The organism is Catellatospora methionotrophica (genome assembly GCF_011297335.1).
In the GTDB taxonomy this organism is placed as follows: Bacteria; Actinomycetota; Actinomycetes; order Mycobacteriales; family Micromonosporaceae; genus Catellatospora; species Catellatospora methionotrophica.
This window is the reverse complement of sequence record NZ_JAAOTJ010000011.1, coordinates 13,127-32,125: the sequence shown is the minus strand read 5'-3', so window position 1 is coordinate 32,125 and position 18,999 is coordinate 13,127. Positions and strand designations below refer to the sequence as shown.

The window sequence follows — 18,999 nt, the reverse complement described above, 5'->3', positions numbered from 1 at the left end:
CGCGCCCGGCGGTGCGGTGGCGGCGGAACGGGCCCGTGCTCACTATGGTGTGCGTGTGTCCAGCGAACAGGTGTACGCCGGTGTGTTCGGCACCGTCCTCGGCATCGCGCTCCTCGTGGCCGCCATCCGGTGGATGTTCGGTAAGCGGTGACGCCGAGCGATGTAAAGAATTCCTGACATGGTGTACGCTCCGGCGTACCGGTGGTGTAAAGAATTCTTGACATCGCCGGGCCGACCGGGAGGATGTGCCATGACCTCGTGCAAGCCCGTGCCCGCCGCCGACACCGACCGCGTCCCGACCACCTACGAGGAACGCAACACCTGGTTGATGGCGATCCTGGTGCCCGCAACGTCACTGGTCTACTTCGCCGTGGTCATCCCGCGCCTGTGGCGTCACCCCGCCGCGGAGGTCGCCTGGGTGACGCCGATGCTGTGGGCGATGGGCGTGACGTTCGCCGGGACGATCCTCGGCTCGATCGTGTCGGCCATGGTCGCGCGGGACAGCCACACCGAGTCCGACGTACGCGACCGGGAGATCGTGCGCCACGGCGACCGCATCGCCCAGGGCGTGCTGGGCGTCGGCGCGGCGGTCGTGCTGGTGCTCGCGATGGTGCGCGCCGACCAGTTCTGGATCGGCAACGCCCTGTTCCTGCTCGGGGCCGTCGGCACCACCTGGGGCGCGATCGCGAAGATCCGGGCCTACCGCGGAGCCTTCCATGGTTAAACCGACCCGCGTCACCAACCGCATCCGGGCGCTGCGGCTCGAACACGGCGAGATGACGCAGGCCGAACTGGCCGAGCGCGTCGGCGTCACCCGGCAGACGGTGATCGCCATCGAGCAGGGGCGCTACTCCCCGTCGCTGGAGATGGCGTTCCAGATCGCCCGCGTCTTCAAGGCGCCGCTCGACGACGTGTTCGGTTACCCCGGCGACGCCGACTAGCCGGCACAGCCCGCGACCCGGCGTACGGCCCGTAGTGGCATCATGGCCCGATGGCTGCTGAGGATCCCGCGGAACGCCGCTGGCGGACGATGCGCGGCTGCGACCGGATCCTGTCCGGGCATCGCACGGCGTCGGTGCGCGAGCGGCTCGCCGACCTCGCCGCCGTCGACTACGAAGGGCTCGACGACCGGCCCGACTTCTACGGCGGCGGCCCGGTCGCGGCCCTGGAGCGGCGGGTCGCCGGGCTGCTCGGCAAACCCGACGCGGTGTTCTTCCCGACCGGCACCATGGCCCAGCAGGTGGCGCTGCGCTGCTGGGCCGAGCGCACCGGCAACCGGACGGTGGCCCTGCACCCGCTCGGGCACCTGGAAGTACACGAACGCAAGGCGTACCAGACACTGACCGGGCTGCGCGGGGTGTGGGCGACCACCGAGCCGCGCCAGCCCACCGCGCAGGAGGTGCGCGACCTCGACGAGCCGTTCGGCACGCTGCTGGTCGAGCTGCCGCTGCGCGACGCCGGTTTCCTGCTGCCCACCTGGGACGAGCTGAACGCGCTGGTCGCGGCGGCCCGCTCGCGCGGCGCGAAGGTGCACTTCGACGGGGCCCGGCTCTGGGAGTCGGTGTTCCACCTGGGCCGGGACCTGCCGACCGTGGCGGGGCTTGCCGACAGCGTCTACGTGTCGCTCTACAAGACCCTCGGCGGCCTGTCCGGCGCGCTGCTGGCCGGGGCCGAGGACTTCACCGCGCAGGCCCGCGCCTGGCGGCACCGCTACGGCGGGCAGCTGTTCCAGCAGTGGCCCGCCGCGCTCGCCGCGCTGGGCGGCCTCGACCGCGAGCTGCCCCGGCTGCCCGAGTATGTCGCGCACGCCAGGACCGTCGCCGCGGCGCTGGCCGAGCTGCCCGGCGCGCGGGTGTTCCCGCACGTGCCGCACACCCACCAGTTCCAGCTGTGGCTGCCCGGCCCGGCGACGGCGCTCAACGCCGCCGTGCTGGCCCTGGCCGAGCAGCAGAAGACCTGGTTCGCCAACGTGTTCACCGACCGGTCGCCGGGCCTGGCGATGACCGAGATGACCGTGGCCGCCCCGGCCCTGGAGTGGACCGCCGCCGACGTCACCGCGGCCGGTCTGGCGCTGCTGGAACTGGCCGCCGGGGCACCGGGCTGACAGACTGGCCGTGATGCTCACGACGCTGCTCGACGAGGTGCACCGGCTGCGCGCGCGGCGGCCGGGCCGCCTGGTGATCGGCATCGCCGGTGCGCCCGGCGCGGGCAAGTCGACCCTGGCCCGGGACCTCGCCGACCGGCTCGGCCATGCGGCGGTGGTGCCGATGGACGGATTCCACCTGGCCAACACGGAGCTGCGGCGGCTCGGCCGGGCCGACCGCAAGGGCGCCCCGGACACCTTCGACGCCGCCGGTTACGCCGCGCTGCTGCGCCGACTGCGCGAGAGCACCGGCGAGACGGTGTACGCGCCGACGTTCGACCACGTCCTCAACGAACCCGTCGCGGGGGCGATCCCGGTCCCGCCGGACGTCGAGGTGATCGTCACCGAGGGCAACTACCTGCTACTCGACACCCCGCCGTGGGACCGCGTACGGCAGCTGCTCGACCTGGCCGTCTACCTGTCGGCCGACGACGGACCGCGCGTCGACGGGCTGCTCGCCCGCCAGCACGCCAAGGGCCTGGACCCCGCCGCCGCCCGCGACTGGGTGTACCGCAGCGACGAGGCCAACGCCCGCGTCGTCGAGTCCACCGCCCCCCACGCCGACCTCCACCTCCACCGCGCCTGAGACCCCGCGCCGTGCGGCGATATACGGCTTATGCACCGATGGTCGGCTAGCCTGCCAGGGTGTATTCGAAGCTGAGTGAGCGGCAGCGGCGCATCCTCGAAGTCATTCAGGACGGCGTGACCAGTCGCGGCTACCCGCCCACCCTGCGCGAGATCGGCCGGGCGGTGGGCCTGGCCGCGTCCTCGACGGTGGCGTACCACCTGCGCGAGTTGGAGGAGAAGGGCCTGCTGCAACGCGACCGGGGCCGCCCGCGCGCGCTGACCGTACGCCTGCCGCTCGACGACGACGGCATCCCGCAGCAGCGCGGCGCGAACACCGTGCAGGTGCCGCTGCTCGGCACGATCGCCGCGGGCGGGCCGATCCTGGCGGAGCAGACGCTGGAGGAGACCCTGACCCTGTCGCGCGACCTGGTCGGCCACGGCACCCTGTTCTCGCTGCGGGTGCGCGGCGACTCGATGGTCGACGCGGCGATCTGCGACGGCGACGTGGTGGTGATCCGCCAGCAGCCGACCGCGTACAGCGGGGAGATCGTCGCGGCGATGATCGACGGCGAGGCGACCGTGAAGGTGTACCGGGTCAGCCGCGGGCACGTCGAGCTGGTGCCGTGCAACCCGGCGTACGGCGTGATCCCCGGCGACGACGCGGTCGTGCTGGGCAAGGTCGTGGCGGTGGTACGCCGGGTGCGGTGACCCAGCAGGCGGGAGGATCTGCCGCGAAGCGCATTCGTTGTGTTGACTGTCGGAATGCGTGCCTGGGAGGACGAGTACGCCGAGTTCGCCACCGCGCTGGTCCCCGCGCTGCGGCGGCAGGCGAGGGAACGGTGCGGCGACTGGGACGTGGCCGAGGAGCTCGTCCGGCGCACCCTGCTGCGGCTGTACCGGCGCTGGCCGGCGCTCGGCTTCGAGCCGCCCGAGGCGTACGCCCAGCGGACCCTGCTGCGCGCGCTGCGCCGCCACCGGCCCGGCGAGCCCGCGCAGGGACCGGAGCCGCCGCTCGGCCTGGCCACCGCGGAGTTGCTCACCGCCGGACGGCGGCTGCGCCGCCGCGACCTGGCGGTGAGCACCCTGCTCACCGTCGCGCTCGCGGTCGGCGTCGGCTTCGCGGTGGTGCTGCTGCGGCCCGACCCCGGCGGCACGCCACCGCCCGAGGAGGTCGACTGCATGGCGGGGGTGCCCGGCCCGACGCCGCTGCCGTCGCTGACCCGATCCCCGGTGCCGCCCGCGCCGCCGCAGGCAGGAGGCCGCACCGGCGTCGACCGGTTCGCGGTGCTGTCCGGCGACATGCCGCTGCCCCAGGGCGAGCCGGTCGCCGCCGACCCGGCCCGCACCGAGCGCCACGCCTGCCTGATGGCCGAACTGGTCCTCACCCGCATCAACCCGCTGGGCCTGCGCCGCATCGACCTCGGCCTGGCCGACGGCGGCGACACCCGCGACGTAGCCCCGCTACCCGACCCGGCCCTGGCTCCGGGCGCCCTGACGACGAGCCTGCAACTGATCAACGGCAACGGCTACGGCACCCTGACCATCTCGGTCGCCCCGACCACCTACGTGCCCGACCTCGCCCACTGCGACCGCCTCACCTGGTGCGGCTTCAGCGCCGAACTCGACAGCGGCGCAGTCCTGGAACAGTACGGCCTGCGCGAACAGCCCGAAGGCCGCCGCGCCGGCTTCGCCCTGGGCCTCGACGCCCAACTCTGGACCGTCCTCGTCTACACCGGCCACACCCTGGTGATGGTCACCATCACCAACACCCCCGACCCCTCCGCCGCCCACCAGGCCACCCAGCGCAACCCCGCCCTGGGCATGACCATCACCCAGTTCGCCGCCGACCCCCGCCTAGCCCTCTTCGACCCCCGGTAGGCCCCCCCCTGCCGGGTCGATCATGAACTTGTGGACGTGCTCGACGGCGTGTCACCGCCCTCGCTTCATGATCGATCAGGGGTGGGACGGCCAGTAGGGGTCGGGGGAGTGGATGAGGGCGGCGGCGCCGATGAGGCCGGCGTTGCCGCCCAGGTGGGCGGGGCGTACGTCGATGTCCTGGAGGAAGCCGAGGCGGCCGAAGCGGGCCAGGGCCTCCTTGAGCGGGGGGAACAGCAGGTCGGCGGCGTTGGCGACGCCGCCGCCGATGACCACCTGGTTCAGGTCGCACATCGCGGCCGCCGAGACGATGCCCGCGGCCAGCGCGTCCGCGGCGCGGGTGAACGCGGCCACGGCGACCGGGTCACCGGCCCGCGCCACGTCGGCCAGGTCGCGGGCGGTGCCGTCGCCGGTCGGCGACCAACCTTCGCGACGGGCGTACCGCACCATGCTCGGACCGCTGGCGATCGCCTCCACGCAGCCGCGCCCGCCGCACGGGCACTCGTCGCCGCCGAGGTCGACGACCATGTGGCCGACATGCCCGGCGTTGCCGGACGCCCCGGTGAAGGGCCGCCCGCCGTGCACCAGACCCCCGCCGACCCCGGTCGACACCACGAGGACCAGCAGGTCGTCATGGCCGCGCCCGGCGCCGCGCCAGTGCTCGCCGATGGCCGCGCAGACCCCGTCCCCGGCCAGCCGCACCGGCACCCCGGGCACCTGCGCGGCGAGCCGGTCCACCAGCGGGAAGCCCCGCCAGGCGGCGATGTTGACCGGGCTGACCGTGGCCCCGGCCAGGTCGAACGGACCGGCGGTGCTGGTGCCGACCCCGGCGATCGGGCGGCCGCCGGTGCGGTCGAGCAGGCCGTCGAGCATCGCCGACAGGCCCGCCCACACCTGCTCGCCCGCGTCCGGTCCGAGCAGCGGGCGCGGGGTGGGGATGCGGTCGGCGGCCAGCATGGTCCCGTCGGCGTCGACGAGTCCGGCGGCCATCTTGGTGCCGCCGATGTCGACGGCGAGAGCGAGCGGTGCGGCAGCGCGGTGCGGCATGGGGGCTCCAGGGAGGAGGAAGGCGTTGGAGAGATTATGACAACGTTGTCCGTCTGTCGCTTACCCGCCCTCGGTGACCGGGTAACGTTCCTGCCGTGACGAGCGAGCACAGTGTTCCCCCGGGCCGGGCCGGCCGCCGCCCCACCATGGTCGACGTGGCCCGGCTCGCCGGGGTCAGCCTCAAGACCGTGTCGCGGGTCGTCAACGGCGAGCCGCACGTGCAGCGGGCCATGGCCGACCGGGTCCTCGCCGCCGTCGCCGAACTCGGCTTCCAGCGCAACCACATGGCCAGCGCGCTGCGGGCGGGCCGGGCCAGCGCCACCATCGGCCTGATCATCGAGGAGCTGGCCAACCCGTTCTACTCCACCATCGCCCACGTCACCGCCGCGATGGCCCGCGACCGCGACACCCTGCTGCTGTCCGCCTCCTCCGAGGAGGACCCGGTGCGCGAGGAGCAGCTGCTGCGCGACCTGTGCTCGCGGCGCGTCGACGGGCTGCTGGTCGTGCCCGCCGGATGCGACCACTCGTTCCTGAACGCGCAGGTCGACATGGGCATCCCGGTGGTGTTCCTGGACCGTCCCGGCACCAACATCGAGGCCGACGCGGTGCTGCTGGACAACCGCGGTGGCGCGCGCAACGGCGTACGCAGACTCGTCGCCGACGGCCACCGCCGCATCGGCGTGCTGCTGGACTCGGTCGACGTGCACACCATGCGCGAACGCCTCGCCGGGGCGCAGGACGCGCTCGCCGACGCCGGGATCGGCTACGACGGCGCACTGGTGCGCGGCGGCGTACGCGACCCCGCCACCGCCGCGGCGGCCGTCGCCGACATGCTCACCCAACCGAACCCGCCGACCGCGTTCCTGGCCCTGAACAACCGCATCACCGTCGGCGCGGTCCAGGAACTGTGGCAGCGCGGCAGCGACGCGGCCCTGGTCGGCTTCGACGACTTCGAGCTGTCGCACCTGATGCCGCGCCCGCTGACCGTCATCGGCTACGACACCCGTGAACTGGCCCGCCGCGCCGCGCAGCTGCTGTTCGCGCGGATCGACGGGGACCGCTCGCGACCGCGCACCGTCGTGCTGCCCACGGAACTCGTCGAACGCGGCCTCACCGCGGGCAGCACCCGCCGCGGACCGGCCGCAAGTGGCGTGAGGCGTTGAGAGGGGCACCTTCCCTCGCGTACAGCGACAGGAAGGTGCCCTTGCCGCGTCAGGCGGCGGCGTTGCGGAAGACGGGGTAGTAGCCGCCGGAGTGGCCGGTGGCCATCGGGTGGTACGAGATGCCGAGGCTGGCGAAGTTGAGGGCGTGCAGCCACTTGTCGCCGCTGCACAGCTGGTGTCCCACGAAGATCGAGCGCACGTCGGCGAACACGAACCCGTGTCGGCTCGCGGCGCTGCGGGTGAGGTCGTCGACCAGGTTGATGCCTTCGTTGATCTTCGCGTGGGACGTGGCGCTGAGCCCGACGCAGACGGTGCCGAGCTGGTAGAACACCGGGTAGCCGAGGACCACCACGCGAGCGCTGGGAGCGCGTGAGCGGATCGCGTTGTAGACGTTGTCCAGCAGGCCGGGCAGCGACGCGCGGGCCTTTTCCTCGGCCGCCTGCACCGCCGCGACGCACTGCGTGGTGCCCTTGAGGGCGCACGTCGACATGATGTTGGCGAAGCCGACGTCGTTGCCGCCGACGCTGATGCTGACCAGCGTGGTGGATCTGCTGAGGGCGGACAGCTGCGAGCTGGTGACGCTGGTGGTGGTCGCGCCGGAGCAGGCGACGAAGGCGTACGAGGCGGGGGCGTTGGCGGCGGCCCACAGGGCGGGGTAGGCCTTGGTGCTGCGCTGGCACGCGCCGCTCTCGGACGTGTAGCTGCCGGCGCCGACGCCGGACGCGTAGGAGTCGCCGAGGGCGACGTAGCGGACGGTGGAAGCGGCCTGGGCGGGGGTGGCTGCCAGGGCGACCAGCACGGTGAAGGCGGTGGCGAGGGTCGCCGTGAAGGTCAGCAGGCGCGATCGGGACAAGTCGTCCTCCGGGTCAGGGGCGAAGCGATCGCATATAGATATCAGTTGAAACGCCTGTTGTGAAGATCTCAATTCGCAAGCGTTGCAAGATGTTTCGAACCTCTGGCGCACCGCGCGACCGATGGCTACATTGGATCCGTTTACCCAGGTGCCAACCCCACCAGGGTCCGCACCGCGCTGCCCGCGAACCCTCGCGCGCACGCCTCGACCGCGCCCAAGCGGCACCGGTCGACCCGACCCGCAGCAACTTCTTGCAATCCGCACCGCCGTCGCCGGGCTCGCCCGCGCTGCGCGAACCTCATAGACGCTGGCCTATTACGTCGACTGGGACGAGATCAAACTCGATGTAATAGGCCAGCGTCTATGCAAAGCGCGGGGCGGGGGCGGCGGGGCGGCGGCACAGCGGGGCCCGGCGGTCGGTGGGCCTGGTTAGGCTGGCCGCCATGCAGATCATCGAGAGGGCCGGGCGGTGGATGCCGCCGCCGGTCGGCACGGCCAACGACTGGGTGGAGCACCTGAAGACGCCGGACCTGTCCGTGGGCACCTACTGCATCCCGGCGGGCGGCCTCGACGACCAGAGCCCGCACACCGAGGACGAGGTCTACGTGGTCACCGCAGGCCGGGCCCGGATCGTCACCCCGAGCGGCGAGTCCGCCGTCGGCCCCGGCTCGGTCGTCTTCGTACCGGCGCACGAGGAGCACCGCTTCGTCGACGTCACCGAAGACCTGACCCTGCTGGTCTTCTTCGGCCCCGCCTACGGCTCGCGCGGCGGCGCAGCCCAGGGCTGACCGCCGCACCGTCATGATCGCCGTTTGTGGTCAAGACATGTGGCTGGACCACAGATATCGACCCCAAACGGCGATCATGCCACCGACCTCAGCGGGCTACAGCCCCACCTCGGAGGCGGTCATCGGCGGGCCGGGCTGCACGGGCACCTTCGGGCCGGCGGACAGAGCGGCGGACAGCTCGTCGACCTGCCGCCACACCGCCGGGTCGTCCCAGTAGCCGGTGTGCCGCCGGGCCAGCGGCAGCGGCTGGCCGTAGATGTACCAGCAGGTCTCCGGATCGGGTAGCAGGACGTCCACGTCCTGTGCCGGCTCGGTGGCCAGTGCCGCGCCGCCGATGAAGTCGGTGTCGTAGTAGAAGTTGCGCCACGCGTGCACCCGCGACTCCAGCGAGCGCAGCACCGTGTCGGTGAAGTACGCCGGGAACGCCCACCCGTACAGGGTGCGCAGCGGCGAGCCGAAGGTGACCAGCGCGAAGCGGCCGTCGGCGGGCAGGTTGTCGCGTTGCAGCAGGGCCGCTGCGGCGATGACGCTGCCCTGGCTGTGCGCGGCGACGACGGTCTTGCCGCCGTTGCTGTGCAGCCGCCACAGCCGCCGCTGCACCTCGGGCACGGCCCGCTCGGCGTACGACGGCGGTGCGAGCGGGTGGAACGCGCGCGGCCAGAACGTGCACACGTCCCAGATCACGCCGATGCGGCGGCGGCTGGCCAGGTTCGTCCAGCCGCGCCGCAGCAGCAGTACGACCAGGATCGGCAGCGCCGCGGTGAGGTAGCTGCCCGCGGTGACCGTCCACTGGGTGCCCCAGGGGAGCTGGTGGAACACCCAGTAGCGGATCTGGATCGCGATCAGCAGGACCACACCGGTGACCGCCATCGCGGTCAGCAGCCGGTCGATGTGACGCGGTATCTGCGCGAGCTTGCGGGCTCGCACCACGCCGGCGATCCAGCGCCGCTGCCCGGACGCGTTGTCGTACCAGTCGGGCTCACCGTCGGGCTGCGGGTAGCGGTCGACGGCGTAGAACTTCTCGGCCTGCTCACGGGCCTTGCGGCTCGCACCCGCGCGCCAGTACGCGATCAGCTCGAAGATCCCGAACAGCACGATCAGCGCCAGCGGGACCAGGGTCAGGTACTGGTGCAGCGTGGTGATGATCGGGTAGACGTACAGCTCGCCGGGCGCGGCCGGGAACACCGGCACCAGCGACAGCGAGTTCACCTCGCCGAACAGGTCGGTGATGCGCAGCATCGCGCCCAGCATCACCGCGTTGAGCAGCGCGATACTGACCGCGAGCACCACGAACGGCCCGAAGATGAAGAAGATGCCCCGCTTCCACCCGCCGAGCAGCGTGGACACCAGGGTCAGCCCGAGCGCGCCGAAGATCGCGCCGAAGGCGGCGTTGCTGGTGTACCGCATGTTCGGCAGGTAACCCCAGTTCCGCCCCATCTCGGGCTGGGCCAGCAGGAACACCGCTGCGGCGAGCAGCGCGCCGACCGCCAGGGCGATCAGCAGTCCGGCCGCCCACCGGCGGCACTCGTCCAGCGCGGTCACCACCAGCGCGCCGAGCACGGCCGCGCCGCCGAGGACGATCGTGGCGTACAGCGCCCACCTGGTCTCCATCGGCGGAAGGTCAGCGTCGTAGAACATGCCGTGGCCGGCGAAGCCCAGCGTCAGCGCGATGAACGCCAGCGCCGCGGCGACGTGCGCGCAGCCCAGGTCGAACGCGCTGCGGCGGCCGTCCCAGAAGGTGCGGTCGGCCAGCGTCAGCCGCGGCTGGGCGGCGCTGGTCGCGGCCCGGGGCGGCTTGTGGCCCACCTGGTACGGCGGGTCCACCTCCTCGTAGCGGTTGATGCTGCGCACGGTCAGCACCGCCAGGAACGCCACGAACAGCACCGGCACCAGTGCGCCGATCAGCACCCGCCGCCCGGCGTACTCGGCCAGCAGCGGGCTGCGCAGCCAGCTCAGCAGCCAGTTGTCCCCGGCGCAGTCGTCGCGCCCGCCGCACTGGTAGGCCAGCAGCTCCATGGTGCCCATCGCCATGATCAGCACGACGTTCACGGTGAGGCCGAGCGACGCCCAGCGGACGAAGGTGCGGTGCAGCCGGAACCGCCAGCCCGAGCCGTGGGTCTTCGGCGTGCACATCCACCCGGCCAGGTTCGCCATCGCGAACGGGAGCAGCAGCAGCCACAGCACCCGCGAGCCGCTGCGGGAGGTCAGCCCGCCCCACGAGTACGCCTCGACGTGGCGGGCGGGCAGGTCGGCGGTGCGGTAGAAACCGGCGATGCGGTCACCGGAGACCTGCTGCGGGGCGAGGTCGCCGAGCAGGTCCTCCGCGGTGGTGCCGCCGACGCCGTGCAGGCGCAGTTCGGTCACCCCGGACAGGTCGACAGGGGGCGGGATCAGGCCGGACGGGCGGTCCACCGGCGCGGCGTCATAGCGGGGTACGGGCACGGGGAAACTCTGTTGCCGCGCAACGCCTCTGGCAACCGTCCGAATCGGCATACCGGCCGTCGCTAGCGCGACAGGACCGCGCCTGATCGCCCGATGGGGCAGGATGACGGCATGGCGCGCGCTGTGATGATCGACTGTGATCCGGGGATCGACGACATGATGGCCCTGCTCACCATCTGCGCCAGCCCCGAACTCGACCTGCGCGGCGTCACCACCGTCGGCGGCAACGTCGGCATCGAGCTGACCACCCGCAACGCCAGATCCGTGCTCGCCCTGGCCGGGCGCGGCGACGTCCCGGTCGCCGCCGGTGCGGGCCGCTCGCTGGTACGCGTACCCGTCAGCGCCAAGAAGGGCGCCCACGGCGACGGCGGGCTCGGCGGCGTCGTGCTCCCCGAGGCGCCCGGTGCCGCCGACCCCCGGCCCGCCGCCGCGTTCCTGGCCGCGACCGTGGCCGCCTCCACCGAGCCGCTGACCCTGTTCGCGGTCGGCCCGATGACCAACGTGGCCCTGTTCTACGCGATGTATCCGCAGCTCGCGGCGCGGCTCGACCGGCTCGTCGTGATGGGTGGGTCGATCGGCGCGGGCAACATGACCCCGGCCGCCGAGTTCAACGTGTGGTTCGACCCCGAGGCCGCCCACCGGGTGCTGACCGACCCCGGCGTATCCGTCCCGACGACCCTGGTGCCGCTCGACGTCACCCGGCGCACCGGCCTCGTCGACGCCGACCTCGCCGTGCTCGCCGGGTCCGGCCGGGTCGGCGCGCTCACCGCGCGGGCGCTCGGCGGCTACCGCCACGGCCTCGGCGCGGTCACGCCCGTGCACGACGCGGTCGCGGTGCTGACGGTGCTGCACCCCGAACTGGTCACGACGCAGCCCGCGCGGATCCACGTGGACGCGGGGTACGGTCCCAGCCGCGGCAACACCGTCGTCGACCTCGACCCCGCCGACGGGCCGACGGTCGACGTGGTCGTCGACGCCGACACCCGCGCCGTCGTGAACGCCCTGCTCGACCGGGTGACCAGCCTCGACCGCGAGGTTTAGGCGACGCCCGGGCGAGGTAGCCGTCAGGCATGGACGAGGACCGCACCACCTCACGTGCCGAGAAGCTGCTGCCCGAGGAGCTGGCCGTCGGCAGCGACGACCCCCACGCCCAGGCGGAGGCGATCCTGGCCGAGTCGGACATCCGCACCCTGCGCGCCGCGAAGGGCCCCGACCTCTACGCCGAACGCCGCACCTCGGAGGAAGCCGCCGAGTAACCCGGCGCTCAGGGCCCCCAGCTGGACCCCCGTAACCGGTCGACGGCGGCTCGCCGCTCCCGTTTTTGATAGACGCTGGCCTATCTGGATGAAAGTGATCACCGTTTTTTCATCTGGATAGGCCAACGTCTATTGGTGGAGGGTGGTGGCGTGGGAGGGTGGAGGCGCGGTCAGGGTGGTGGGGTGAACTCGGCTCGGACGCCGAGGAGGCGCACCTCGCGGTCGGTGGGGAAGGCGTCGAGGGCGGCCAGGGCGGCGCGCTCGATGGCGGCCGGGTCGGTGGTGGGGACGTCGAGGGTGTGGCCGTGGGTGCGGGTGGTGAACGGGACGTAGCGGATCTTCACCACCACGCGTCCCACCGGTCGCTCCTGCTCAGCCACGGTGTCCGCGACCCGCGCGGCCAGCACCAGCACCTCCCGGCGTACGTCGGCCCAGTCGGCCAGGTCGGTCTGGAACGTCGTCTCCTTGCTCAGCGACCGCGCCACGTAGGGCGCACCCGTCACCGGGGTGTCGTCCTCGCCGTGCGCGAGCCGGACCAGCCACGGGCCGGTGGCCGGGCCGAACGCGGCAGCCAGCACCTGCGGATCGGCGGCGGCCAGCTCAGCCACGATGCGAAGGCCGAGCACGGCCAGCCGCTTGGCTGTCTTCGCGCCGACGCCCCAGAGCGCGTCGGTGGGGCGTTCGCCCATCACCTCGTCCCAGTTCGCCTGGGTCAGCCGGAACACCCCGGCGGGTTTGCCGAACCCGGTGGCGAGCTTGGCGCGCAGCCGGTTGTCGCCGATGCCGACGCTGGAGTCGAGGCTGGTCGCCTCCCGCACGCGCCGCTGCAGGTCCCGCGCTGCGGCCTCGGGGTCGACGGTGTCCAGGGCGAGGAACGCCTCGTCCCAGCCGAGCACCTCGACCACCGCGCCGCTGTCCCGCAGGGCCGCCATCACCAGCGCCGACGCCGTCTCGTACGCGGGGGCGTCGACGGGCAGGAACACCGCGTCCGGGCACTTGCGGGCGGCGACGCGCAGCGGCTGGCCCGAGTGCACGCCGAACGCGCGGGCCTCGTACGAGGCGGTGCTGACCACGCCGCGCTTGCCCGGATCGCCGTCGCCGCCGACGACCACCGGCCGCCCCCGCAGCTCGGGGCGGCGCAGCACCTCGACCGCGGCGACGAACTGGTCCAGGTCGACGTGCAGCACCCAGCCGGTCACCGTCCCATCGTCGCGCCGGTCCGGCCGCCGACCGGTGCGAACCGGCAGAAAAGAGGGCGTGGTCGCGGGCCGTTGCTCCCCGGGCCGCCGGAGCGGCGCCGGCCGCCCCGCAGCCGGGTCTGCCCGGTTGACGTCTTCCCATGTCAGCGCCCTATGGCGGAGCTGTACGGATGCGGTCCACATTGTTTCCTGGTGCTACCGGTGATCCATGCTGGATACTGCCAGGACGCAGATGATCACCCATGGCAAGGCGTCACATGCCCCGTCCCAAGGCTGCCGCACCCGACCGAGCCTTCCTCCGACTCGCCCTCGACCTGGGTGACGCGCCCACATCCTCGGAACTCATCGAAGCCGTCCGGGCCCTGACCCATGTGTACGAGGTCGGCATGCTCGCCGAAGCCGCGCGCTCCGACACGCGGTTCCGCGACGACGCGCTGACCCTGCTGCGCATCAGCGAGCGGACCTGGGACGCCCCCGACGGCGACGTCGATCACGAGAGCCTGCGCGACCTGGCGTGGCAGCGCTACGACGAGTCCGCGAACCGGATCGTCTGGGCCAACCCGCTGCGCATCGCCACGATGGCGCTGGACGGCGTGCTGGACCTGACGCTGACCCACGACGCCGCCGTGTCGCCGTGGGACCGCTACGGCGACGCGGCGCTCACCGGCGTCGCCGCGGCGGTGCGGGAGATCCAGGACTTCGCGTCGTTCGTCGAACGGCACCGGTCCGCCCCGGCCCAGCGGCGTCACGCCGACCGGGACCGCGCCGCGTACGCCCGCCCGCCCCGGCAGCCCGAACCCGACCCGGTGCTGCAGCGCGAGCAGGAGGGCTTCCTGCACCGGCTGGCCGAGGACGGCTTCTTCGACCCGTACGGCCGGGAGACCGGGGACCTGATCGTCGCCGAGGACCGGGACAAGCTGGAGCGCTCGCTGGCGTTCCTCAGCCGTCGCGGGGTCCGGCTCAGCGAGAACTGACCACGGGCGCGGCCGGGTCGGCGGGAGTTCGTGGAACGTCGAGCCGACCAGCGCGTTGCGCAACGTGCGGGCCGGGCCGGGGCCGCCGTCCGGTGTGACTGCCGACGGCGGATCGGGCGACCGGCGTGGTCGGCTCGCCGTCCACAAAGCCCAGTGAACCACTGTATGCAGTACTGCGCATACATCCGTATGGCTAGTATATGAACTTTGTGTTATCGAGCCGTGGCGCAACGTAGCCGGAGTCAGCGGTGGCGGACCCAGACGTTGGGTTCGGCGTACACGCCGGTGTCCGCCGCGCGGTCCACGCGCAGCGTGCTCAGCCCGTCCGGGATCACGTAGTCGCCGGAGTCGGGCAGCGCCAGGCCGGTCCAGCTCTCCCAGTCGGCGACCGCCCCGCTGATGACCTGCGAGCGCGGCGCGGCGGCCAGCACCCGCGCGCCCATCCGGACGTGGGTGCGCAGCCACGGGTCCCGCGGCAGGCCGTCGGGGCGGGTCCACGCCTGGTAGCGCTCGATCGGGGTGAGCGGGTAGCGGGACTTGTGCGTCGGCCGGACGGGACAGATCACCCGGCCCCGGCCGCGCCGCGCGGCGTCCTCGCACAGCGCGGTGAGCAGCTGCGCGGCCAGTCCGCCGCCCTGCCGGTCGGGGTGCACCTGCGCGGCGAGCACGGCGTGCGTGTCCGGCGTGGATCCCGCGTCCTGAGCGGCCAGGGCACGGGCGAGGCTGTCGTTGTACCCGGTGGGCAGGTCGGGCACCTCGCCGTTCCAGCACAGCGGCACGGCCCAGCCCGCCGCGACCGGCTCGTCGCCGTCGAGCAGCACCAGCTCCAGGTCGGCGAACAGCGCGCGGACGCGTCCGATGTGCCGCGCGGTCTCCTGGTCGTGGAAGATGAACTCCGGCCAGCCGCCCGCGAACAGCCGGTCGAGCTGCTCCTGCGGCCGGGGGCGGGCGTGCAGGGGCTCCACGGTCAGGCTCACCGGGGCAGGCTAGACCTTCACCCGCGTGCCGTCGAGCTGCGGGTGGCGCAGGCCGGGGTGGCCATCGGGCAGTGACCTGCGCATCACGTACCAGCTGACGGCCAGGCAGGCGGCGACGACCGGCCAGGTGAGCGCGACCGTGCTGAACGCCAGCGCCTTGGCCTGGCCCATCCAGTACAGGGGCAGCCACACCGCCAGCCGCAGCACGTACTGCAGCACCCAGATCCAGCTCGCCCGGCTGTACGCCCGCAGCAGCGCCGGGTCGCGCCGCCACGAGCCGCGCTGGCCGAGCACGGTGCCCACGACCACCCCGAGCAGCGGCCAGCGCAGCACGATGCTGACCGCCCAGGCCAGCGCGCTGGCGGCGTTGGTGGCGATGCGGATGAAGAAGAAGTCCTCCGGCCGGTTCGTGTGCAGCGCGATCAGTGCGGCGACGACCACGCCCAGCAGGCCGACCAGCACCGCCCGCAGCTTGTCGCCGCGCAGCACCCGCCACACGCCGATCAGCGCGGTGACCGCTACGGCCGCCCCCACGCCCCACTCGATCGACTCGCCGCCGGCCACGAAGGCGACGCCGAAGGCCAGCGGGCCCAGCGTGGCGTCGATCGCGGCACGTCGCCCGCCGAGCAGGTCGGCGAAGCTCTCACCGGCGGGGTCGGGCCGGGTGGCGGTCACGGGATCTCCAGCGGGTCTCGGGGTTAGGGCAGCCTAGCCTGTTCTCCGGCGGCCGGGAAGCGGGTCGCCTCGGCGCTGGGACATTCCGGCCCGACCTGGTAGGAAGATCCTTATGCGTACGCCCGCCACTGACGAGGTTATCGACCTCTGCCGCGACCTGATCCGCATCGACACCACGAACACGGGTGATCTGGCCACCAGTGCGGGGGAGCGGGGCGCCGCCGAGTACGTCGCTACCAAGCTCAGCGAGGTCGGCCTCGACCCGCAGCTGCTGGAGAGCCGTCCGGGCCGCGCCAGCGTGGTCACCCGCATCCCCGGCGCGGACCCCTCGCGCGGGGCGCTGCTGGTGCACGGGCACCTGGACGTGGTCCCCGCAGACGCGAGCGAGTGGTCGGTGCACCCCTTCTCGGGGGAGATCAAGGACGACTTCATCTGGGGCCGGGGCGCGGTCGACATGAAGGACTTCGACGCGATGACGCTGGCCGTCGTGCGCGACTGGCAGCGGACCGGCTACGTGCCGCCGCGCGACATCGTGCTCGCGTACACCGCCGACGAGGAGGCGGGCAGCGACTGGGGTGCGGCGTTCCTGGTCAACGAGCACCGGGACCTGTTCGAGGGCTGCACCGAGGCGATCGGCGAGGTCGGCGGCTTCTCGTACACGGTCAGCAACGACCTGCGCCTGTACATGATCCAGACGGCCGAGAAGGGCATCGACTGGCTGCGCGTGCACGCCACCGGCCGCCCCGGCCACGGCTCGTTCGTGCACGACGACAACGCGGTGACCGCGCTGTCCGAGGCCGTCGCCCGGGTCGGCCGGCACCGCTTCCCGGTCGTGGTCACTCCGACCGTGCGGGCCTTCCTGGAGGAGGTCGGCGAGGCGCTGCAGATCGAGATCGACCCGGACGACCCCGAGGCGGCCATCGCCAAGCTCGGCCCGATCGCCACCATGATCGGCGCGACGATCCGCAACACCGCCAACCCGACCCGCCTGAGCGCCGGGTACAAGGACAACGTCATCCCCGGCCGGGCCAGCGCCACGATCGACTGCCGGACCCTGCCGGGGCAGTTCGAGCTGTTCCGCGAGCAGTTGGCGCAGGTGCTCGGGCCGGATCTGGAGATAGAGTCGATTCACCGCCAGCCCGCTCTGGAGACCGGGTTCGACGGGGCGCTGGTGGATGCGATGGCACTGGCGCTCAAGGCCGAGGATCCCGGCGCGCACGCCGTCCCGTACATGCTTTCGGGTGGCACCGACGCCAAGTCGTTCGCCCGGCTCGGCATCCGCTGCTTCGGTTTCGCGCCGTTGCGCCTGCCGCCGGACCTGAACTTCTCCGCGTTGTTCCATGGCATCGACGAGCGCGTGCCGGTGGAGGGACTACAGTTCGGCGTGCGGGTACTGGACAGGTTCCTGCGGCAGAGTTAGGCCCGGTCGTGCGCGGCCGGGAACCGGCCTGTCTCGTCGTATGAAGGAGTAACCGAGTAATGAGCGACAACCACGCCGCCGTCGAGGCCGCGCTGGAAGAGATGATCACCGCCGCCCGGGCGCACCTGGCCGCTGTACGCGACGCCAAGGGTGAGGTCGACAGCGATGACGTCTGGCGTGCCTACGTGGCGTTCAACAACGCTGCCGTCACCTACGACGACGCCCTCTCGGAGACGTACGGCGAGCCGCTGCCCTGGGAGGTCGAGCCGATCGACCTGGAGAAGGCCGACCGGTTCATGGCCGACCTCGTCGCCGCCGAGCAGGCCCCGACCGACCCGCACCCGAAGGTGATCTCGGTCCGCCAGCGGCGCGACTACCTGATCCCGAGCGTCTCCGCGCTGATCAACGCCGCCGAGCTGGCCCGCCGTGAGGCCGGTCTCAGCGACGCCGACTCCGAGCCGGTGGCCTCGGTCGCCGACGCCGTGCTGGAGCTGCTGCAGAGCTCCGACGGCTCGCTGGCCGCCCTCGACATCCCGGAGCTGGAGCCGCTGGACGGCATCGTCACCGTCGCCGAGGTGGACAAGTCCCTGGAGCCCGACGACTTCGAGGAGACCGACGCCAACGGCCCGTTCACCCTGGGTGCCTCCGACAAGCTGGTGGCCCGCCTGGACGAGCACCTGAACGGCGACATCATGGAGGACCAGGACTGACGTCCTGACCCAGCCGACGACGGCGCGCGCCCCGAAAGGGCGCGCGCCGTCCGCGTATGAGGCCGCTAGGACGTCGTCTCCAGGACGGGCGTACGCGGGGCGAAGCGCTGGTGGCGGTGGAAGCGCACCGCGGACTCGTCGTTGCGGTAGCCGTCGAGCGCGATGCGGTCGGCGTGCCGCTCGGCGGCCCAGGCGCGGAACGCGGCGACCAGGCGCGCGCCCACGTTCGCGTCGCGGTGCGCCGGGGACACGTACATGCCGACCAGGGTCGCCACCCGCAGCGGGCGGATCGCGGCGGAGGCGGCGACGGTGCCGGTCAGGTGCCCGACGATCTGGTCGCCGTCGGCCGCGACCAGCACGAGCCGGTCCTCGTCGGCGATCCCCAGCGTCAGTTCGGTGGCCGCGCGTTGCCGCGGCGGGCGGTCGAGGGTGTGATCACGGGTCCCTGCTTCGTCGGCGAACAGGCTGGCCACGGAGCTCACCAGTCCGACGACGTCCCGCGGGCGGGCCTCACGGATGTCGATGCCTGTCATGTTCGGCAGATTACCGTCGGGGTACGTCAAATTACGCGAGGTGATCGTTCAGGAGTGCGACCGGCCCGTGCTCCGTCGGCCGGCGGGGGCAGTGCCACCACGTCAGCACCGTCCCCGCCTGCGGAGATCCCGGCGGAGTGCGCCGGTCAGGCCGTCAGACGGAGAGGCCGGGCAGGGGAAGGGCCCGCAGCGGCCGGCGGAGCAGCACCTTGCGGGTGCCGTCCCTCATCAGCTGCACGCGGGCCAGTTCCCAGCCGCCGTACTCAGCCTGGATCGCGAGCCGCACCGCGGCGGTCAACCGATCTACATCCGGAGGCAACCGCAGCGGTGCGTATTCGTAGTCCATACAGCGATGGTGCACCTCCGCCCCAGGTCAG

21 protein-coding genes are annotated in these 18,999 nt (G+C 72.6%); 13 read left to right on the top strand and 8 right to left on the bottom strand.

Features of this window, described 5'->3' with window-relative positions; genetic code table 11:
• Positions 1-250 precede the first annotated feature (250 nt).
• Genes HAV40_RS23200 through HAV40_RS23175 form a run of 6 tightly spaced genes read left to right on the top strand, consistent with a single transcriptional unit; the run spans position 251 to position 4,588 of the window.
• Complete coding sequence (locus tag HAV40_RS23200; protein WP_203672219.1) at positions 251-724, top strand: hypothetical protein; 474 nt, start codon at positions 251-253, stop codon at positions 722-724.
• Positions 717-941 (top strand): helix-turn-helix transcriptional regulator, encoded by a 225-nt coding sequence (locus HAV40_RS23195; RefSeq protein WP_166384675.1) that lies wholly within the window; start codon positions 717-719, stop codon positions 939-941. The genes HAV40_RS23200 and HAV40_RS23195 overlap by 8 nt, the downstream gene beginning before the upstream one ends.
• Positions 942-991: 50 nt before the next feature.
• Positions 992-2,104 (top strand): threonine aldolase family protein, encoded by a 1,113-nt coding sequence (locus HAV40_RS23190; protein ID WP_166384673.1) that lies wholly within the window; start codon positions 992-994, stop codon positions 2,102-2,104.
• A 13-nt stretch (positions 2,105-2,117) separates the two neighbouring features.
• Positions 2,118-2,729 (top strand): nucleoside/nucleotide kinase family protein, encoded by a 612-nt coding sequence (locus HAV40_RS23185; RefSeq protein WP_166384671.1) that lies wholly within the window; start codon positions 2,118-2,120, stop codon positions 2,727-2,729.
• A gap of 59 nt (positions 2,730-2,788) precedes the next feature.
• Positions 2,789-3,418 (top strand): transcriptional repressor LexA, encoded by a 630-nt coding sequence (gene lexA / locus HAV40_RS23180; protein ID WP_166384669.1) that lies wholly within the window; start codon positions 2,789-2,791, stop codon positions 3,416-3,418.
• A gap of 54 nt (positions 3,419-3,472) precedes the next feature.
• Positions 3,473-4,588: a sigma factor gene (locus HAV40_RS23175; protein WP_166384667.1), complete on the top strand. Its 1,116-nt coding sequence runs from the start codon at positions 3,473-3,475 to the stop codon at positions 4,586-4,588.
• 75 nt (positions 4,589-4,663) lie between these two features.
• On the opposite strand, the gene HAV40_RS23170 is transcribed toward HAV40_RS23175, so the two are convergent.
• Positions 4,664-5,632: an ROK family protein gene (locus tag HAV40_RS23170; RefSeq protein WP_166384665.1), complete on the bottom strand. Its 969-nt coding sequence runs from the start codon at positions 5,630-5,632 to the stop codon at positions 4,664-4,666.
• 146 nt (positions 5,633-5,778) lie between these two features.
• Here HAV40_RS23170 and HAV40_RS23165 point away from each other — a divergent pair, with 146 nt between their 5' ends.
• Entirely contained in the window at positions 5,779-6,795 is a 1,017-nt protein-coding gene (locus HAV40_RS23165; protein ID WP_166384951.1) for a LacI family DNA-binding transcriptional regulator, read from the top strand.
• 49 nt (positions 6,796-6,844) lie between these two features.
• On the opposite strand, the gene HAV40_RS23160 is transcribed toward HAV40_RS23165, so the two are convergent.
• Complete coding sequence (locus tag HAV40_RS23160; protein ID WP_166384663.1) at positions 6,845-7,648, bottom strand: SGNH/GDSL hydrolase family protein; 804 nt, start codon at positions 7,646-7,648, stop codon at positions 6,845-6,847.
• Between the two features lie 443 nt (positions 7,649-8,091).
• On the opposite strand from HAV40_RS23160, the gene HAV40_RS23155 reads away from it, so the two are divergent.
• Positions 8,092-8,436: a cupin domain-containing protein gene (locus HAV40_RS23155; protein WP_166384661.1), complete on the top strand. Its 345-nt coding sequence runs from the start codon at positions 8,092-8,094 to the stop codon at positions 8,434-8,436.
• Positions 8,437-8,532: 96 nt separating this feature from the next.
• Here the strand turns inward: HAV40_RS23155 and HAV40_RS23150 are convergent, their stop codons facing one another.
• A complete protein-coding gene (locus HAV40_RS23150) occupies positions 8,533-10,878 on the bottom strand; it encodes a hypothetical protein (RefSeq protein WP_166384659.1) in 2,346 nt (781 codons plus the stop codon).
• Between the two features lie 111 nt (positions 10,879-10,989).
• Between HAV40_RS23150 and HAV40_RS23145 the strand changes: the two genes are divergently transcribed.
• Positions 10,990-11,919 carry a nucleoside hydrolase gene (locus HAV40_RS23145; RefSeq protein ID WP_166384657.1) on the top strand — a complete coding sequence of 310 codons (930 nt, stop codon included), beginning with the start codon at positions 10,990-10,992 and terminating at the stop codon, positions 11,917-11,919.
• A 29-nt stretch (positions 11,920-11,948) separates the two neighbouring features.
• Positions 11,949-12,134, top strand: a complete 186-nt coding sequence (locus tag HAV40_RS23140; protein ID WP_166384617.1) for a hypothetical protein — start codon at positions 11,949-11,951, stop codon at positions 12,132-12,134.
• Positions 12,135-12,304: 170 nt separating this feature from the next.
• Here the strand turns inward: HAV40_RS23140 and HAV40_RS23135 are convergent, their stop codons facing one another.
• On the bottom strand, positions 12,305-13,333 hold the full coding sequence (locus HAV40_RS23135) for a DNA polymerase IV (protein WP_203672218.1): 1,029 nt from the start codon (positions 13,331-13,333) through the stop codon (positions 12,305-12,307).
• Between the two features lie 257 nt (positions 13,334-13,590).
• On the opposite strand from HAV40_RS23135, the gene HAV40_RS23130 reads away from it, so the two are divergent.
• Positions 13,591-14,307 (top strand): hypothetical protein, encoded by a 717-nt coding sequence (locus HAV40_RS23130; RefSeq protein WP_166384653.1) that lies wholly within the window; start codon positions 13,591-13,593, stop codon positions 14,305-14,307.
• Positions 14,308-14,549: 242 nt separating this feature from the next.
• Here the strand turns inward: HAV40_RS23130 and HAV40_RS23125 are convergent, their stop codons facing one another.
• Both HAV40_RS23125 and HAV40_RS23120 read right to left on the bottom strand, forming a co-directional pair.
• Entirely contained in the window at positions 14,550-15,284 is a 735-nt protein-coding gene (locus HAV40_RS23125) for a GNAT family N-acetyltransferase (RefSeq protein ID WP_166384651.1), read from the bottom strand.
• 9 nt (positions 15,285-15,293) lie between these two features.
• A complete protein-coding gene (locus HAV40_RS23120; RefSeq protein ID WP_166384649.1) occupies positions 15,294-15,959 on the bottom strand; it encodes a DUF3159 domain-containing protein in 666 nt (221 codons plus the stop codon).
• A 112-nt stretch (positions 15,960-16,071) separates the two neighbouring features.
• Between HAV40_RS23120 and HAV40_RS23115 the strand changes: the two genes are divergently transcribed.
• Positions 16,072-17,379 carry a M20/M25/M40 family metallo-hydrolase gene (locus HAV40_RS23115; RefSeq protein ID WP_166384647.1) on the top strand — a complete coding sequence of 436 codons (1,308 nt, stop codon included), beginning with the start codon at positions 16,072-16,074 and terminating at the stop codon, positions 17,377-17,379.
• A gap of 59 nt (positions 17,380-17,438) precedes the next feature.
• The gene (locus HAV40_RS23110) at positions 17,439-18,089 is read left to right on the top strand and encodes a hypothetical protein (protein ID WP_144120603.1); all 651 of its coding nucleotides are present in this window, start codon (positions 17,439-17,441) and stop codon (positions 18,087-18,089) included.
• Positions 18,090-18,154: 65 nt separating this feature from the next.
• Here the strand turns inward: HAV40_RS23110 and HAV40_RS23105 are convergent, their stop codons facing one another.
• Both HAV40_RS23105 and HAV40_RS23100 read right to left on the bottom strand, forming a co-directional pair.
• A complete protein-coding gene (locus HAV40_RS23105; protein WP_166384645.1) occupies positions 18,155-18,622 on the bottom strand; it encodes a GNAT family N-acetyltransferase in 468 nt (155 codons plus the stop codon).
• Positions 18,623-18,776: 154 nt separating this feature from the next.
• The gene (locus tag HAV40_RS23100) at positions 18,777-18,968 is read right to left on the bottom strand and encodes a DUF5703 family protein (protein ID WP_166384643.1); all 192 of its coding nucleotides are present in this window, start codon (positions 18,966-18,968) and stop codon (positions 18,777-18,779) included.
• Positions 18,969-18,999: the final 31 nt, after the last annotated feature.

Bases quoted from the DNA above. Each gene is read 5' to 3' on its own strand.
- HAV40_RS23190 (WP_166384673.1), top strand. From the start codon at position 992: ATGGCTGCTGAGGATCCCGCGGAACGCCGCTGGCGGACGATGCGCGGC.
- HAV40_RS23105 (WP_166384645.1), bottom strand. From the start codon at position 18,622: ATGACAGGCATCGACATCCGTGAGGCCCGCCCGCGGGACGTCGTCGGA.
- HAV40_RS23185 (WP_166384671.1), top strand. From the start codon at position 2,118: ATGCTCACGACGCTGCTCGACGAGGTGCACCGGCTGCGCGCGCGGCGG.
- HAV40_RS23170 (WP_166384665.1), bottom strand. From the start codon at position 5,632: ATGCCGCACCGCGCTGCCGCACCGCTCGCTCTCGCCGTCGACATCGGC.
- HAV40_RS23130 (WP_166384653.1), top strand. From the start codon at position 13,591: ATGCCCCGTCCCAAGGCTGCCGCACCCGACCGAGCCTTCCTCCGACTC.
- HAV40_RS23200 (WP_203672219.1), top strand. From the start codon at position 251: ATGACCTCGTGCAAGCCCGTGCCCGCCGCCGACACCGACCGCGTCCCG.
- HAV40_RS23115 (WP_166384647.1), top strand. From the start codon at position 16,072: ATGCGTACGCCCGCCACTGACGAGGTTATCGACCTCTGCCGCGACCTG.
- HAV40_RS23175 (WP_166384667.1), top strand. From the start codon at position 3,473: ATGCGTGCCTGGGAGGACGAGTACGCCGAGTTCGCCACCGCGCTGGTC.
- HAV40_RS23100 (WP_166384643.1), bottom strand. From the start codon at position 18,968: ATGGACTACGAATACGCACCGCTGCGGTTGCCTCCGGATGTAGATCGG.
- HAV40_RS23140 (WP_166384617.1), top strand. From the start codon at position 11,949: ATGGACGAGGACCGCACCACCTCACGTGCCGAGAAGCTGCTGCCCGAG.
- HAV40_RS23195 (WP_166384675.1), top strand. From the start codon at position 717: ATGGTTAAACCGACCCGCGTCACCAACCGCATCCGGGCGCTGCGGCTC.
- HAV40_RS23145 (WP_166384657.1), top strand. From the start codon at position 10,990: ATGGCGCGCGCTGTGATGATCGACTGTGATCCGGGGATCGACGACATG.
- HAV40_RS23165 (WP_166384951.1), top strand. From the start codon at position 5,779: ATGGTCGACGTGGCCCGGCTCGCCGGGGTCAGCCTCAAGACCGTGTCG.
- HAV40_RS23110 (WP_144120603.1), top strand. From the start codon at position 17,439: ATGAGCGACAACCACGCCGCCGTCGAGGCCGCGCTGGAAGAGATGATC.
- HAV40_RS23155 (WP_166384661.1), top strand. From the start codon at position 8,092: ATGCAGATCATCGAGAGGGCCGGGCGGTGGATGCCGCCGCCGGTCGGC.